The sequence below is a fragment of the Paracoccus gahaiensis genome, assembly GCF_005048225.1.
GTDB classification, from domain to species: domain Bacteria; phylum Pseudomonadota; class Alphaproteobacteria; order Rhodobacterales; family Rhodobacteraceae; genus Paracoccus; species Paracoccus gahaiensis.
In genome coordinates, this window is sequence record NZ_SUNI01000021.1 from 34386 (window position 1) to 49785 (window position 15400).

Here is a 15400-nt window from a genome sequence, read left to right on the forward strand (position 1 = left end):
GATGACCGGTTTGGATCTCTCCACCATTCTGCCAGAGCTGTGGCTTGCGATCTATGCGCTGGCGGCCCTGCTGGCGGGGGCCTATCTGGGCAAGGACCGGATCGCGATGCCGATCCTCTGGGCCAGCGTCGTGGCGCTGCTGGTGGCGGGGGCTTATGTGGGCCTGTCGGACCGCCCGCAGCAGATCGCGTTCTTCGGGATGTTCGTCGACGACGCCTTCGGGCGCTTCGCCAAGGTGACGATCCTGCTGTCCGGTGCCGCCGTCCTTGCGATGAGCGCCGATTATCTGGACCGCCACGGGCTGATGCGGTTCGAATATCCGATCCTGATCGTGCTGGCGACGATCGGCATGATGATGATGGTCTCGGCCGGCGACCTGCTGTCGCTGTACATGGGGTTGGAGCTGCAGTCGCTGTCGCTCTATGTCGTGGCCGCGATGCGGCGCGAGAGCGTCAAGTCGTCCGAGGCGGGCCTCAAGTATTTCGTGCTGGGCGCGCTGAGTTCGGGCCTGCTGCTCTATGGCGCCTCGCTGGTCTACGGCTTTGCCGGAACGACCCAGTTCTCGGGCATCATGCTGGCGGTTCAGGCGGGCAGCCTGCCCTTGGGGCTGCTGTTCGGTCTGGTCTTCCTGCTGGTCGGTCTGGCCTTCAAGGTCTCGGCGGTGCCCTTCCACATGTGGACGCCCGACGTCTATGAGGGGTCGCCCTCGCCGGTGACGGCCTTCCTGGCCACCGCGCCCAAGGTCGCGGCCATGGCGTTGATCGCGCGGCTGATGTTCGACGCCTTCGGCAACGTGCCCGCCGACTGGACGCAGATCATCGCGGCGCTGGCGGTGATGTCGATGTTCCTCGGCTCGATCGCGGGCATCGGTCAGCGCAACATCAAGCGCCTGATGGCCTATTCCTCGATCGCGCATATGGGCTTCGCGCTGGTGGGTCTGGCGGCGGGCACGGCCTATGGCGTGCAGGCGATGCTGATCTACATGGCCATCTATGCGGTGATGAACGTGGGCACCTTCGCCTTCATCCTGTCGCTGGAACGCGAGGGGCGCCCGATCACCGACCTGGAAAGCCTGAACCGCTTTGCCCAGGCCGAGCCGCTGAAAAGCTTTGCCGTGCTGTTCCTGATGTTCAGCTTGGCGGGCGTGCCGCCCTTCCTGGGCTTCTTCGCCAAATACGGCGTGCTGACGGCGGCGGTCGATGCGGGCATGTCCTGGCTGGCCATCGCGGGCGTCATCGCCTCGGTCATCGGCGCGTTCTACTACCTGCGCATCGTCTATTACATGTTCTTCGGCGGCGAGAGCGAGGGCGTGACCAGCCGGATGGGCGCGGTGCAATACGCCGCGCTGCTGGTCTCGGCCGGGGCGCTGCTTCTGGGCGCGGTCACGATGCTGGGCGTGGACGAGGCGGCGGCCACCGCCGCGCTGTCGCTGGTCGAGCCCCTGGTGGTCGTCGACCCGGCCGTGGTCGTTGTCGAGTAATCCCGCGTCCTGGCCCGAGGGCGTCGCGCGGCACGTCCTGGACCGGGTGGACAGCACCAATGCCCATGCGCTGCGGCTGGCGCCCTTGCTGAGCGGCCCCGCCTGGATCATGGCGCGGCGGCAGGAGGCCGGTCGCGGCCGTCGCGGCCGGGCATGGACCGACCCGCCGGGCAATTTCGCGGCCACGCTGGTGATGCGCCCCGAGGGCGGGCCGGGCGATGCCGCGCGCCTGTCCTTCGTCGCGGCGTTGGCGGTGCATGACGCGCTGCGCGCCCTCTGCGGCCCGGGGCTGGCCCTGTCGCTGAAATGGCCCAATGACGTGCTGCTGAACGGCGGCAAGCTGTCGGGGATCCTGCTGGAAAGCAGCGGCGCGGGCGGGCAGGTAGCCGTGCTGGCCGTGGGCATCGGCATCAATCTGGTCGCGGCGCCCGAGCCCGAGCAGTTGGAACCCGGCGCCCTGCGCCCGGTCAGCCTGGCCGGAGAGACGGGATTGCAGATCGCGCCCGAGGATCTGCTGGACGCGCTGGCCGCCAGCTTCGATCACTGGCAGCGGCAGATGCGGACCCAAGGCTTCGAGCCGATCCGCAGCGCTTGGATGGCCCGGGCGGCACGCTTGGGCGAGACGATCACCGCCCGCATGGGCACGACCGAGACGACCGGCCGCTTCGACGGCATCGACCCCACCGGCGCGCTGGTCCTGACGACGCCGCGCGGCCGGCAGGCGATCTCGGCCGCCGACATTCAGTTCGGCGGATAGACCCATGCTTCTGTGCATCGACACCGGCAACACCAACACCGTCTTCTCGGTCTGGGACGGGACGCAGTTCCTGGCGCATTGGCGCATCCGCACCGACCACCGGCGCACGGCGGACGAATACTATGTCTGGCTGTCCACGCTGATCGCGGTGAAGAAGTTCGAGCTGCAGATCGACGCCTGCATCATCAGCGCCACCGCGCCGCGCGTGGTCTTCAACCTGCGCGTGCTGTGCAACCGCTATTTCGACACGCGGCCGCTGGTGGTGGGCAAGCCCGACTGCCTGCTGCCGGTCGAGCCGCGCGTCGACATGGGCACCACGGTCGGCCCCGACCGGCTGGTGAACACCGTGGGTGCCTATGACCGCCACGGCCCCGACCTGATCGTGGTCGATTTCGGCACCGCCACAACTTTCGACGTGGTCGATGTGGACGGCGCCTATATCGGCGGCGCCATCGCGCCCGGCGTGAACCTGTCGCTGGAGGCGCTGCACATGGGCGCGGCCTCGCTGCCTCATGTCGATGTGACGATGCCCGGGCGGGTGATCGGTACGAATACGGTTGCATGTATCCAGTCCGGCGTGTTCTGGGGATATGTCGGTCTGGTCGACGGTATCGTGGACAAGATCCGCGCCGAGCGCGACCGCCCGATGAAAGTCATAGCCACTGGCGGGCTTGCGCCATTGTTCGATCAGGGGTTCGACCTGTTCGATGCCATTGAAGACGATCTGACGATGCACGGGCTTCGGCTCATTCACGATTACAACAAGGAGATGGGAAATGGCTGAACGCCTGATCTATCTGCCGCTCGGCGGAGCGGGCGAAATTGGCATGAATGCCTATGTCTACGGTTACGGTCAGCCCGGCAAGGAACGACTGATCCTTGTCGACCTGGGGGTGACCTTCGGCGACATGGACGGCAGCCCGGGCATCGACCTGATCATGCCCGACATCACCTGGCTGGAGCAGAACCGCCACCGGCTGGAGGCGATCTTCGTCACCCATGGGCACGAGGACCATATCGGCGCCATCGGCCATCTTTGGGGCCGGCTGGATGCGCCGATCTATGCCCGCCGCTTCACCGGCACGTTGGTGCGGCTGAAGATGGAGGAATACGGTCTGCCCGCCGAGGCGGTCAACATCGTGGCCCCCCGCCCCGAGGTCACGCAGGTGGGACCCTTCTCGGTCCAATACGTGCCGATCAGCCACTCGATCCCCGAAAGCTCGGCGCTGATCATCGACACGCCGGCGGGCCGCATCGTGCATACGGGCGATTTCAAGACCGACGTGACGCCGGTCCTGGGCGATGCCTTCGATCCGGTCGGCCTGTCCGAGATCGCCGCCGAGGGCGATGGCGTGAAGGTCCTGGCCTGCGACAGCACCAACATCTTCTCGACCCATCCGGGCCGGTCCGAGGCCGTGCTGGCGACCCCGATCCTGGAATGGGTGATGGCGCAGCCGAACATGGTGGTGGCGACGACCTTCGCCAGCAACGTGGCGCGGCTGAAGACGCTGGCCGATGCGGCCCGCGCTTCGGGGCGCAAGGTCTGCCTGCTGGGCCGTGCGATGCGGCGCATGGTCGGCGTGGCCTTTGATTCGGGCGTGCTGAAGGACTTTCCGGACACGATCGGCCCGGAAGAGGCGGCCAAGCTGCCCCGCAACAAGGTCCTGCTGCTGGTCACCGGCAGCCAGGGCGAACGCCGCGCCGCCAGCGCGCAGCTGTCGCGTGGCCGCTATCTGGGCCTGTCGCTGAAGGAGGGCGACAGCTTCCTCTTCAGCTCCAAGACCATTCCCGGCAACGAGAAATCGGTCGGCCGCATCATGAATGCGCTGAGCGAGGCGGGGGTCGAGGTCTATGACGCCGATGACGGGCTCTATCACGTGTCGGGCCATGCCAACCGCCCCGACATCGAGGCGGTGCATGACCTGCTGAAACCCCGGATCGTGATTCCCATGCATGGCGAACACCTGCATCTGCGCGAGCACATGCTGCTGGCCCGCGCCAAGGGGATGACCTCCGAGATCGTGACCAATGGCAAGATGCTGGACCTGACGGGCGACCGCCCCAAGGTCGTGGACCATGTCGAGACCGGGCGCCTCTATCTGGACGGCAACCAGCTGATCGGGTCCATGGACGGGGTCGTGCGCGACCGCATCCGGCTGGCGCTGAACGGCCATGCCATGGTCAGCGTGATCGTGGACGAGGACGACAAGGTCCTGCCCGATGCCTGGGTCGAGCTGATGGGCCTGCCCGACAAGACCCGCGCCGGCGGCGATCTGGCCCGCCATGTCGAATCCGAGCTGTCCGAGTTCCTCGAGCGCGCCGATGCCCGCACGGTGCGCGACGACGGCAAGATGGACGAGGCGATCCGCAAGATCACCCGCCAGGTGGCCATGGAGGAGATCGGCAAGAAGCCGGAGGTGACGGTCATCATCAGCCGCCTGATGGCCGACTGACCCCGAAAGCGTCTCGCGACCGCCGGGGGGCTTCGCGCCCCCCGGACCCCCCGCGGGATATTTGTGCCAAGATGAACGCAAAGTCCCCCGGCCGTCGCGGGACGCAATGGCCGCGCGCCGGGGCTTGAAACCGGCCCCGCCTTGTTGCACTTCGGCGTCATGAGCGACTCAAGCCCCCCCGTCTTCGATCCGAACCCGCCGCGCCGCAACTTCTATGGTCGCCGGCATGGCAAGACCCTGCGCCAGAGCCAGAAGGGCTATCTGTCCGAGGATTTGGGCGAGCTGCGCCCGTGCGGCATCACGGTCGAGGACAATCCCGACCGCACCCCCATCGACCCCAAGACGTTCTTCGGGGACGACCGCCCGCTCTGGCTGGAGGTGGGTTTCGGCGGCGGCGAGCACATGGTGCACATGGCCGCGACCTATCCCGACATCGGGATCATCGGCTGCGAGCCCTATATCAACGGCGTCGCCATGCTCTTGGGCAAGATCCGGGCGGCGGGGGTCGAGAATGTCAGCGTGCATCCCGGCGATGCGCGCGACCTGATGGACGTGCTGCCCGATGCCTCGATCGCGCGGGCCTTCCTCATGTATCCCGATCCCTGGCCCAAGCTGCGCCATCATCGGCGCCGCTTCGTCACGCCCGAGCATCTGCAGCCCCTGGCGCGGGTGATGGCGCCGGGCGGCATCTTCCGCGTGGCCAGCGACATCCCCGACTATATCCGCCAGACCCGCGAGGAGGTCCCTCCGGCGGGGTTCGAGATGATCGCCGATACCGACCGGCCCTGGGAGGACTGGATCTCCACCCGCTACGAGCAGAAGGCGCTGCGCGAGGGGCGGGCGCCCCATTACGTCACCTTCCGCCGGCTGTAGGGACAAGGCCCGCCGGGGTGGCGGGCCGTCCTCTCATTCCACGGTGACGGATTTGGCGAGGTTCCGGGGCTGGTCCACGTCGGTGCCCTTCGCGACCGCCGTGAAATAGGCCAGGTACTGCATCGGCACCGCATAGAGGATCGGCTGGAACACCCCGCCGCCCGAGGGCAGCGCCAGGCTGGCCGTCACCCCTTCGCCCGCCGCCGCGATCCCGCCCGCATCCGAGATCAGCAGGACGCGGCCGTGTCGGGCCATCACCTCCTGCATGTTCGAGATGGTCTTGTCGAAGAGCGCGTCATGCGGGGCCAGCACCACCACCGGCACGTCGCCGTCGATCAGCGCGATGGGGCCGTGCTTCAGCTCGCCCGAGGCATAGCCCTCGGCATGGATGTAGCTGAGCTCCTTGAGCTTCAGCGCGCCCTCCAGCGCCACCGGGTAGAGCGCGCCGCGCCCCAGATAGAGGACGTCGCGGGCCTGGGCCAGCCAGTCAGCCTGCACCCGGCAGTCGTCCGACAGGGCCAGGGCCTGGGCCAGCAGCGCGGGGATGCTGCGCAGGTCGCGCAGATGGGCGGCCAGCCCCGCATCGTCGATCCGGCCCCGCACATGCGCGGCCTTCAGCGCCAGCACGGCCAGCACCGCCAGCTGGCAGGTGAAGGCCTTGGACGAGGCCACGCTGACCTCCATCCCCGCCAAGGTCGGCAGGGCCAGGTCGGAGTCGCGGGCGATGGCCGAGGTGCCCACGTTCACCAGCCCCACGGTCTGCGCGACCTTGCCGCGCGCGTAATGCAGGGCGGCCAGCGTGTCGGCGGTCTCACCGGACTGGCTGACGGCCACGAAGAGGCTGCGGTCCGACAAAGGCGGCTCGCGATAGCGGAACTCCGAGGCCACGTCGATGTCGCAGGGCAGGCCCGCAAGGCTCTCGAACCAGTATTTCGCGACATGGCCCGCCAGATGCGCCGTGCCGCAGCCGACCAAAGTGATGCGGTCGATGCTGGCCAGGTCCAGCCCGTCGGGCAGCACGATGCGGTCTTCCTTGACGTAATGGGTCAGCACGTCGCCGATGACCACCGGCTGCTCGGCGATCTCCTTGGCCATGAAATGGCGGTGCCCGGCGCGGTCGATCACGCTGGCGCCCACGTCGATGCGGGCGATGGGGCGGTGGGTCTGCTGGCCCTCGGCATCCCAGACCTGCAGGCCCGCGCGTGTCAGGACGGCGTGATCGCCGTCCTCCAGATAGGTGATGCGGTCGGTGAAGGGCGCCAGCGCCACGGCGTCCGAGCCCAGATACATCTCGCCGGTGCCGTGGCCGATGGCCAGCGGGCTGCCCCTGCGGGCGGCGATCATCAGGTCGCCCTCGCCCTGGAACAGGAAGGCCAGCGCGAAGGCGCCGTGCAGCTGCGCCAGCGTCGCGCGGGCGGCCTCCAGCGGGGTCAGGCCCCGGCCCAGGTGATGGGCGCACCACAGGGCGACGGTTTCGGTATCGGTCTGCGATTCAGGCTGGATGCCCAGATCGGCCAGACCGGCGCGCAACTCGCGGAAATTCTCGATGATGCCGTTATGGACGACGGCGACGCGGCCCGACTGGTGGGGATGGGCGTTGACCTCGGTCGCGGCGCCATGGGTGGCCCACCGGGTGTGGCCGATGCCCGCATGGCCGGGGAGGGGGTCGTGAACCAGCCGGTCGCTGAGGTTGACCAGCTTGCCCACCGCGCGGCGGCGGTCCAGCCGGCCCGAGGCGTCGACGGTGGCCACGCCCGCGCTGTCATAGCCGCGATATTCCAGGCGCCGCAGCGCGTCGACCAGCTGGGGCGAGACCTCGTGGCTGCCCAGGATTCCAATGATGCCGCACATCAGCGCGCCTCCCGTGCGGCGCGCAGCGCCGTCATCAGTCGGACCGCAAGGCCCGGTTTCGTGGCCTGCCGCGCGCGGCCGATCGCCAGCGCGCCGTCGGGGATGTCCTGGGTGATGACGCTGCCCGATCCGGTCATGGCATCGGCGCCGACCGTCACCGGGGCGACCAGCATCGTGTCGCTGCCGATGAAGGCGCGCGGCCCGATCACCGTGCGGTGCTTGCTGACGCCGTCATAGTTGCACGTGATGGTGCCCGCGCCGATATTGCTGTGCTCGCCCACATGGGCGTCGCCCAGATAGGTCAGGTGGCCGACCTTGACGCCCTCGTCCAGGACCGCGTTCTTGATCTCGACGAAGTTGCCGACATGCACGTCAGAGCCCAGCTCGGCGCCGGGGCGCAGGCGGGCGAAGGGGCCGACGGTGGCGCCGGCACTGACATGGCAGCCTTCCAGATGGCAGAAGGGCAGGATCTCGGCCCCCGATTCGATGGTGACGCCGGGGCCGAAGACCACGTTCGGGCCGACGATCGCGTCGCGCCCGATCACCGTGTCCAGCGCGAAGAAGGTGCTGGCCGGATCGGTCAGGGTGACCCCGTCCTCCATCGCGCGGGCGCGGGCGCGGGCCTGGAAGGCGGCCTCGGCACCGGCCAGTTCGGCGCGGGTGTTGATGCCGAGCGTCTCCTCCTCGTCGCAGATGACGACATCGGCGCGGTGACCCTCGGCACGGGCCAGGGCGGGCAGGTCGGTCAGGTAGTATTCGCCCGAGGCGTTGTCATTGGTGAGCCGCACCAGCAGGCGCCGCAACAGGCCCGCATCCAGCGCCATGACGCCCGAATTGCACAGCGCGATGTCGCGCGTGGCGGCATCGGCGTCCTTGTATTCGACGATCCGGTCCAGCCCCTCGGCGGTGACGATCAGGCGGCCGTAGCGGCCCGGATCCTCGGCCTCGAAGCCCAGCACCACCAGGTCGGAGGGGTGGCTGGCCAAGGCGGCCAGCGTCTCGGGGCTGATGAAGGGGGTGTCGCCGTAAAGGACGATGACGCGACCCTCGAACCCCTCCAGCGCGGGCAGGGCCTGGCGGACGGCATGGCCGGTGCCGAGTTGCTCGGGCTGCAGCACGGTCGCCACCTCGGGGTCGAGGCGGGCGACGGCCTTGGCGACGGCGGGGGCGCCATGGCCGGTGACCACGACGATCTGTTCGGGATCGAGGCTGTGGGCGGCGGAGAGCGCGTGGCCCACCAGCGGCACGCCCCCCAGCCGGTGCAGCACCTTGGGCAGGTCCGAGTGCATCCGGCTGCCCTGGCCTGCCGCCAGAATCACAACCGCCATCGCATTTTTCGACATGCCGACCCCATCGCCTGTTTGCTTTTCGTCCCCGGCGTTCTAATCGGGGCGGGACGCGCTGGCTAGGGCCGGTGCATCACCTTTGTTTTCCGATCGTTTCCGAAGGGGATGGCGCATGGCGGGCACGGTGGTCTTCGATCTGGACGGCACGCTGGCCGATACGTCGAGCGATCTGGTCGCCGCCGCCAATGCCTGCTTCCGGGCGCGGGGCCTGGGCGACCTGCTGGATCCGGTCGGCGACGCGCTGACGGCCTTCCATGGCGGGCGGGCGATGCTGCGGGCGGGATACGGGCGCATGGGCCCCGAGCATCTGCTGCCGCCGGGTGCCGAGGACGAGGATTTCGGCCTTCTGCTGGGCCATTACGGCGCCTCCATCGCGGTGCATACGAAGCTGTATCCGGGTGTCATGGACGCACTGGATCGGCTGGCCGGGGACGGGCACATCCTGTCCATCTGCACCAACAAGCCCGAGGCGCTGGCCCATCAGCTGCTGGGTGCCCTGGGCATCGCCGACCGCTTTGCCGCGATGATCGGGGCGGACACGCTGCCGGTGAAGAAGCCCGATCCGCGCCATTATCGCGCCGCGGTCGAGCAGGCGGGGGGCGAGGTCGCGCGGTCCTTCCTGGTGGGCGATACCGAGACTGACCGCAAGACCGCTGCCGCCGCCGGGGTGCGCTGCGTGCTGGTGGGGTTCGGCCCCGAGGGCGAGGCGATCAGCCGACTGGCGCCGGACGCGCTGCTGGCGCATTTCGACGCGTTGCCCGATCTGGCGCGGGACTGGCTGGGGTAGGAAGAGGGGGGCGCTGCCCCCCATCGCCTGACGGCGCTCGCCGTTGAAAAAGATCCACCGGATCTTTTTCGGGCATGGCTCACCCCCCGGGATATTTGGGCCAAAATGAACGACGTGCTTACTTTGCGTCGTCGGCGGGATCGGCGTTCAGCTGGCCGTAGTTCTGGGGGCCGATCGTCTCGAAGAGGTGCAGCTGCGTCTCGAGGAAGTCGATATGGCCTTCCTCGTCCTGGATCAGCTCCTCGAACAGGATCTTGCTGGCATAGTCGCGGACCTGATCGCAATGGTCGCGCGCCTCGATATAGAGGCTGCGGGCCTCGTGTTCGGCGGCGAGGTCGCTTTCCAGCGTCTCCTTGAGGGTCTGGCCGATGCGCAGCGGGTCCAGCTTCTGCAGGTTCGGATGGCCCTCGAGGAAGATGATCCGCTGGATCAGCCTGTCGGCGTGGTTCATCTCTTCGATGGATTCCTCGCGCGACTTCTTGGCGATCTTGCCGAAGCCCCAGTCCTCCTGCAGGCGGTAATGCAGCCAGTACTGGCTGACCGCCGTCAGTTCAGACCGCAGCGCGGCGTTGAGATAGTCGATGACCTTGGCGTCGCCCTTCATCGGGGAGCTCCTTCTTGATGTCTGTTCGCGCCCGCAAGATCGGCGGAGCGACGCCCAGCCTATCGCAGGCGCGCATGGTGTCCAGAAAGAGCGGCATGCAGCCGCCGCAATCGGCGCGTTTCCCCAAGGCGTGATAGATCTTGCCGGGCGTGATGATGGTCTGCGCATCCGCCGTCCGCATCCAGTCGATGGCGGCGCGGATGTCGTGATCCGAGATCTGGGTGCAATGGCAGACGATCATGGCGGGCTCCCTGTCGCGGCGAAACTGACGGACTCGCTCGGGCTTGTAAAGTCCGAGCGTTTCGCTTGGGCATCACGGCCGCTTGACCCGGGCGCGGGCGCGCCGCACAAGCCGGGGCCATGAAGCTGTCCGATTTCGATTTCGACCTGCCCGCCCATCTGATCGCCACGCGTCCCGCCCGGCCGCGCAGTTCCGCGCGGCTGCTGCGCGCCGAGGGCGGGCGGATCGAGGACCGGCATGTGGGCGATCTGCCCGACATCCTGCGCCCGAGCGATCTGCTGGTGCTGAACGACACCAAGGTGATCCCCGCGCGCCTGTCGGGCACCCGCACGCGCCAGTCGGCGCAGGGCGAGGTCACCGCGCGGATCGAGATCACCCTGCTGGAGCCTGCCGCCGAGGGCTGGCAGGCGCTGGCCAAGCCCCTGCGCAAGCTGCGTGTGGGCGAGGTGATCCGCTTCGGCAATGCCTTGGCCGCGACGGTGGCCGAGATCGGCGAGGGCGGGCTGCGGCTGGTCTTCGACGCTGTGGGCGAGGCGTTCGATGCGGCGCTGAACCAAGTTGGGGCAATGCCGCTGCCGCCCTATATCGCCGCGCTTCGGGCGCCGGACGATCAGGACCGGCAGGATTACCAGACGGTCTGGGCCGCGCGGCAGGGGGCGGCCGCCGCCCCCACGGCCAGCCTGCATTTCGACGCGCCCCTGCTGGCGGCCCTGCGGGCGCGGGGGGTCGAGTTCGTGCATGTCACGCTGCATGTCGGCGCGGGCACCTTCCTGCCGGTCAAGGTCGAGGACGTGACCACGCACCGCATGCATGCCGAATGGGGCGAGGTGGACGCCGCCGCCGCCGCCGCCATCACCCGGGCCAAGGCCGAGGGGCGGCGCGTGATCCCGGTGGGCACCACCGCGCTGCGGCTGATCGAATCGGCCGCGACCGGGCCGGGGCGGGTCGATCCCTTCCGGGGGACCACCGACATCTTCATCTATCCCGGCCATCACTTCCGCGTCACGGACGGGCTGATGACCAACTTCCACCTGCCGAAATCGACGCTGATGATGCTGGTCTCGGCGCTGATGGGGCCGGAAAAGATCAGGGAAATCTATGGACATGCGGTCGGCAACGGGTATCGTTTCTTCAGCTATGGCGATGGGTCGCTGCTGATCCCCTGAGGTCGGATTCCGGCTGGCATCGGCGGGGCGGCCCGACTAGGGCAGGGGTCTGACCCCTTCCTCCCTCTGACGAACGAGTTCCGCGATGATTTCGGTGTTGCGCACCACCTGGCCGCTGCTTCTGGGCATGCTTCTGCTGATGGTCGGCAATGGCATGCAGGGCACGCTGCTGGGCATCCGCGGCGGCATCGAGGGCATCGCCACGTTCCAGATGTCCATCGTCATGGCCAGCTATTACGGCGGCTTCCTGCTGGGCAGCCTGACGGTGCCGGACCTGATCAAGAATGTGGGCCATGTGCGGGTCTTCGCGGCGCTGGGGTCGCTGATCTCGGCGGTCCTGGTGCTGTTCGCGGTGGAGCCGCACTGGATCACCTGGTCGGGGCTGCGGTTCATCATCGGGTTCTGTTTCTGCGGCGTCTACATCACCGCGGAAAGCTGGCTGAACGCGGGGTCCACGAACGAAAATCGCGGCCAGTCGCTGTCGGCCTACATGATCGTGCAGCTGCTGGGGATCGTGGTGGCGCAGGCGCTGCTGAACGTGGGCGATCCGGGGGGGTTCCTGCTGTTCATCATCCCGTCGGTGCTGGTGTCGCTGGCCTTCACGCCGATCCTGCTGTCGGCCCAGCCCGCGCCGCAGTTCCAGACCATCAAGCGGATGTCGTTCAAGCGGCTGTATCAGGCCTCGCCCCTGGGCTGCGTCGGCCTGTTCCTGATGGGTGGCGTGTTCGCGGCGCTGTCGGGCATGTCGTCGGTCTGGGGTGCGCAGGTGGGTCTGTCGGTGGCGCAGATCAGCCTGTTCGTGGCCGCGATCTATGCGGGCGGGCTGGTGCTGCAATATCCGATCGGCTGGATTTCCGATCGCTACGACCGGCGCAAGCTGGTGCTGATCCTGTCGGGGATGGGGGGGCTGTGCGCCCTGATCGTCATCGCCGCCCAGCCCGGCACGCTGGGGCTGATCATCGCCGGGGCGCTGATGGGCGGGGTCGCGAACCCGATCTATGCGCTGCTGCTGGCCTATACGAACGACTACCTGGACCAGTCGGACATGGCGGCGGCCTCGGCCGGGCTGCTGTTCATCCACGGGCTGGGCAGCATGGGCGGTCCGCTGATCACCGGCTGGCTGATGGGGGCGCTGGGTCCGGACGGGTACTGGGTGTATCTGGGCGTGCTGCTGGCCCTGCTGACCGCCTATGCCGCCTGGCGCGCCACGCAGCGTCGCGCCCTGACCCCCGAGGAACAGGGCAGCTATGCCGTGATCACCCCCGGCGCCACGACCCTGGCGGTCGAGGCGGTGCTGGACGAGGCGCAGTCCGAGGACCCCCAGCAGGCGGCCTGACCGGCCGCTTGCCGCCTTGGCACGAATGGTTTAACGCTGAACTATATCCATTTCAGCGGGGGACCCGATGGCCCAGAATTTCGACATGGTGGTGATCGGCGCCGGACCGGGCGGCTATGTCGCCGCGATCCGGGGCGCGCAGCTGGGCCTGAAGGTCGCCTGCATCGAGCGCGAGCATCTGGGCGGCATCTGCCTGAACTGGGGCTGCATCCCCACCAAGGCCATGCTGCGCAGCGCCGAGGTCTATCACCTGATGCACCGCGCCAAGGAATTCGGGCTGAAGGCCGAGGGCATCGGCTATGACCTGGATGCGGTGGTCAAGCGCTCGCGCGGGGTGGCCAAGCAGCTGTCGGGCGGGATCGGGCATCTGTTCAAGAAGAACAAGGTCACGACGATCATGGGCGCGGCCAAGCTGGCCGGCAAGGGTCGCGTGACGGTCACCACCGACAAGGGCACCGAGGAGATCACCGCCAAGGCGATCGTGCTGGCCACCGGCGCCCGCGCCCGCGAATTGCCGGGGCTGGAGCCCGACGGCAAGCGGGTCTGGAACTACAAGCACGCGTTGGTGCCGCCGCATATGCCCAAGAAGCTGCTGGTCATCGGATCGGGCGCCATCGGGATCGAGTTCGCCAGCTTCTTCAACACGCTTGGCGCTGAGACCACGGTGGTCGAGGTGATGGACCGCGTGCTGCCCGTCGAGGATGCCGAGATCGCGGCCTTCGCCAGGAAGCAGTTCGTCAAGCAGGGCATGACGATCCTGGAAAAGGCGTCGGTGAAGAAGCTGGACCGCAAGGGCGACAGCGTCACCGCCCATATCGAGACCGGCGGCAAGACCGAGACGCGCGAGTTCGACACGGTCATCTCGGCCGTGGGGATCGTTGGCAATACCGAGGGGCTGGGGCTGGAGGAGGCCGGGATCAAGGTCGATCGCAGCCATGTCGTGACCGATGCCTATTGCCGCACCGGCGTCGAGGGGGTCTATGCGATCGGCGATCTGGCCGGCGCCCCCTGGCTGGCGCACAAGGCCAGCCACGAGGGCACCATGGTGGCCGAGCTGATCGCGGGCGGCCATCCCCATGCGGTCGATCCGGGATCCATCGCGGGCTGCACCTATTGCCATCCGCAGATCGCCAGCGTCGGCCTGACCGAGGCCAAGGCGAAGGAGATGGGGCTGGAGATCAAGGTCGGCCGCTTTCCCTTCATGGGCAACGGCAAGGCCATCGCCCTGGGCGAGCCCGAGGGCCTGATCAAGACCATCTTCGACGCCAAGACCGGCGAGCTGCTGGGCGCCCACATGGTCGGGGCCGAGGTGACCGAGCTGATCCAGGGCTATGTCATCGGCCGCAAGCTGGAGACGACCGAGGCCGACCTGATGGAGACGGTCTTCCCGCATCCGACCCTGTCCGAGATGATGCACGAATCCGTGCTGGACGCCTATGGGCGCGCGATCCACTTCTGATCGCGCCAGATGACCGAGGGTGGCGGGGGGCCTTGCGCCCCCCGTCGCGTTCCGCGACTCCCCCCGCAGGATATTTGCGGACCGCCGCAGGAGCGGAGCCTCAGGGGAGGGGGGTCAGGGTGGTGACGCCCGCCGAGGCCGCCCGGGCCAGATCGGGGTCCAGCGACATGCCCACATATTCGCCCCGCCGCCAGAGGCCCGCCAGATCGTCGTAATGGCGCGACAGCGGATGGCCCGATTGCCCGGTCGAGGTGATGAAGACCGAGCTGTCGGGATCGGCCAGGTCGATCACCGCGCGGAACCCCGCCCCCGTATCGGCCTGGAAAGGCAGATCGCCGGCGCCGTAGAGGCTGCTGCGCGCGACGGTGAACTCTCCGCCCGACAGGGACTGGGTGATGTTCAGGATCCAGCCGAGCGCCGGCAGGCCGCCGAGGCCCGGATGGTGATGGCGGGCCTGATGCGCGTCGCCCCATCGCCAGCTGGCGACGTCGGGCCCGTAGCGCGCCGTCAGGTCCAGGATCGCGCGGTCCAGCGCCTGGCGCGCGATGGTGGCGCAATCCTCGGTCGCGGCGCTTTGCACGATGTCGCACCAGCGCGCGGCCCCCGCCCGGTTGCGGAAGACCGCGTCGAGGAAGGTCGGCTGCAACCGCGCGATGTCGTCGGCCAGAGGCCCCAGCTCGTCGCGGATCAGGCGGTCCTGCAGGGCGGCCATCCAGGCCACATGGATCAGCGGCTCGGGCAGGTGCTCGTTCATGGCGCCGTCCCATTCGGCCAGCAGGGTCAGGGCGTCCTGGCGCTGGCGCTCGGGCGTGCCGGGCGCGGCGGGATCGCCGGTGAACCACAGGTTCGCGCCCACCAGCGGCAGCAGCGCGCGGGCCGCCGGGCTGACGATGTCCAGCTGCGCCGCGATGAAGCTGTCGCGGGAATGGACCTCGCGATCGGCCAGCAGGCGGGTGAGGCGGCTGCGGCGCAGATCGTCCGCCCCCGGCTCTTCGGTGGAGAGGGACAGGCCGTCCGTGGCCCGCAGCCCCTCGCCCGCCAGCGGCC

The 15400-nt window shown here is 68.4% G+C and carries 14 protein-coding genes; 9 read left to right on the top strand and 5 right to left on the bottom strand.

Annotation, left to right across the window (positions count from 1 at the left end; genetic code table 11):
• Position 1 precedes the first annotated feature (1 nt).
• The 5 genes from nuoN (at position 2) to trmB (ending at position 5563) form a co-directional block, all read left to right on the top strand.
• Positions 2–1480: an NADH-quinone oxidoreductase subunit NuoN gene (gene nuoN / locus FA743_RS16560; protein WP_136887207.1), complete on the top strand. Its 1479-nt coding sequence runs from the start codon at positions 2–4 to the stop codon at positions 1478–1480.
• Positions 1470–2237: a biotin--[acetyl-CoA-carboxylase] ligase gene (locus FA743_RS16565; RefSeq protein ID WP_136887208.1), complete on the top strand. Its 768-nt coding sequence runs from the start codon at positions 1470–1472 to the stop codon at positions 2235–2237. Before nuoN ends, FA743_RS16565 begins: the two co-directional genes overlap by 11 nt.
• Positions 2238–2241: 4 nt before the next feature.
• Positions 2242–3021 (top strand): type III pantothenate kinase, encoded by a 780-nt coding sequence (locus tag FA743_RS16570; RefSeq protein ID WP_135313610.1) that lies wholly within the window; start codon positions 2242–2244, stop codon positions 3019–3021.
• Positions 3014–4690, top strand: coding sequence for a ribonuclease J (locus FA743_RS16575; RefSeq protein WP_136887209.1), 1677 nt, complete (start codon positions 3014–3016; stop codon positions 4688–4690). Before FA743_RS16570 ends, FA743_RS16575 begins: the two co-directional genes overlap by 8 nt.
• Positions 4691–4849: 159 nt before the next feature.
• Positions 4850–5563 carry a tRNA (guanine(46)-N(7))-methyltransferase TrmB gene (trmB, locus tag FA743_RS16580; protein WP_136887210.1) on the top strand — a complete coding sequence of 238 codons (714 nt, stop codon included), beginning with the start codon at positions 4850–4852 and terminating at the stop codon, positions 5561–5563.
• 33 nt (positions 5564–5596) lie between these two features.
• On the opposite strand, the gene glmS is transcribed toward trmB, so the two are convergent.
• Both glmS and glmU read right to left on the bottom strand, forming a co-directional pair.
• Positions 5597–7414 (bottom strand): glutamine--fructose-6-phosphate transaminase (isomerizing), encoded by a 1818-nt coding sequence (gene glmS / locus FA743_RS16585; protein WP_136887211.1) that lies wholly within the window; start codon positions 7412–7414, stop codon positions 5597–5599.
• On the bottom strand, positions 7414–8757 hold the full coding sequence (gene glmU / locus FA743_RS16590) for a bifunctional UDP-N-acetylglucosamine diphosphorylase/glucosamine-1-phosphate N-acetyltransferase GlmU (RefSeq protein ID WP_136887212.1): 1344 nt from the start codon (positions 8755–8757) through the stop codon (positions 7414–7416). Before glmU ends, glmS begins: the two co-directional genes overlap by 1 nt.
• A gap of 115 nt (positions 8758–8872) precedes the next feature.
• Between glmU and FA743_RS16595 the strand changes: the two genes are divergently transcribed.
• Positions 8873–9547, top strand: a complete 675-nt coding sequence (locus FA743_RS16595; RefSeq protein WP_136887213.1) for an HAD-IA family hydrolase — start codon at positions 8873–8875, stop codon at positions 9545–9547.
• Positions 9548–9665: 118 nt separating this feature from the next.
• Here the strand turns inward: FA743_RS16595 and bfr are convergent, their stop codons facing one another.
• Together bfr and FA743_RS16605 are read right to left on the bottom strand one after the other, a co-directional pair.
• Positions 9666–10151, bottom strand: coding sequence for a bacterioferritin (gene bfr / locus FA743_RS16600; RefSeq protein ID WP_136887214.1), 486 nt, complete (start codon positions 10149–10151; stop codon positions 9666–9668).
• Complete coding sequence (locus FA743_RS16605) at positions 10099–10392, bottom strand: (2Fe-2S)-binding protein (protein WP_136887215.1); 294 nt, start codon at positions 10390–10392, stop codon at positions 10099–10101. Before FA743_RS16605 ends, bfr begins: the two co-directional genes overlap by 53 nt.
• Positions 10393–10511: 119 nt before the next feature.
• Here FA743_RS16605 and queA point away from each other — a divergent pair, with 119 nt between their 5' ends.
• From queA to lpdA, 3 genes are all read left to right on the top strand, one after another.
• Positions 10512–11558, top strand: coding sequence for a tRNA preQ1(34) S-adenosylmethionine ribosyltransferase-isomerase QueA (queA, locus tag FA743_RS16610; protein WP_136887216.1), 1047 nt, complete (start codon positions 10512–10514; stop codon positions 11556–11558).
• An 85-nt stretch (positions 11559–11643) separates the two neighbouring features.
• A complete protein-coding gene (locus FA743_RS16615; protein ID WP_136887217.1) occupies positions 11644–12894 on the top strand; it encodes an MFS transporter in 1251 nt (416 codons plus the stop codon).
• Between the two features lie 67 nt (positions 12895–12961).
• Positions 12962–14353 (top strand): dihydrolipoyl dehydrogenase, encoded by a 1392-nt coding sequence (lpdA, locus tag FA743_RS16620; protein WP_136887218.1) that lies wholly within the window; start codon positions 12962–12964, stop codon positions 14351–14353.
• Positions 14354–14453: 100 nt separating this feature from the next.
• Here lpdA and FA743_RS16625 read toward each other — a convergent pair.
• Positions 14454–15400: penicillin acylase family protein (locus FA743_RS16625; protein ID WP_136887219.1), on the bottom strand; the 947-nt coding region annotated here is incomplete at its 5' end.

Coding starts and splice junctions, on each gene's coding strand:
- FA743_RS16615 (WP_136887217.1), top strand. CDS start 11,644: ATGATTTCGGTGTTGCGCACCACCTGGCCGCTGCTTCTGGGCATGCTT.
- queA (WP_136887216.1), top strand. CDS start 10,512: ATGAAGCTGTCCGATTTCGATTTCGACCTGCCCGCCCATCTGATCGCC.
- FA743_RS16570 (WP_135313610.1), top strand. CDS start 2,242: ATGCTTCTGTGCATCGACACCGGCAACACCAACACCGTCTTCTCGGTC.
- glmU (WP_136887212.1), bottom strand. CDS start 8,757: ATGTCGAAAAATGCGATGGCGGTTGTGATTCTGGCGGCAGGCCAGGGC.
- glmS (WP_136887211.1), bottom strand. CDS start 7,414: ATGTGCGGCATCATTGGAATCCTGGGCAGCCACGAGGTCTCGCCCCAG.
- FA743_RS16595 (WP_136887213.1), top strand. CDS start 8,873: ATGGCGGGCACGGTGGTCTTCGATCTGGACGGCACGCTGGCCGATACG.
- bfr (WP_136887214.1), bottom strand. CDS start 10,151: ATGAAGGGCGACGCCAAGGTCATCGACTATCTCAACGCCGCGCTGCGG.
- nuoN (WP_136887207.1), top strand. CDS start 2: ATGACCGGTTTGGATCTCTCCACCATTCTGCCAGAGCTGTGGCTTGCG.
- FA743_RS16575 (WP_136887209.1), top strand. CDS start 3,014: ATGGCTGAACGCCTGATCTATCTGCCGCTCGGCGGAGCGGGCGAAATT.
- trmB (WP_136887210.1), top strand. CDS start 4,850: ATGAGCGACTCAAGCCCCCCCGTCTTCGATCCGAACCCGCCGCGCCGC.
- lpdA (WP_136887218.1), top strand. CDS start 12,962: ATGGCCCAGAATTTCGACATGGTGGTGATCGGCGCCGGACCGGGCGGC.
- FA743_RS16605 (WP_136887215.1), bottom strand. CDS start 10,392: ATGATCGTCTGCCATTGCACCCAGATCTCGGATCACGACATCCGCGCC.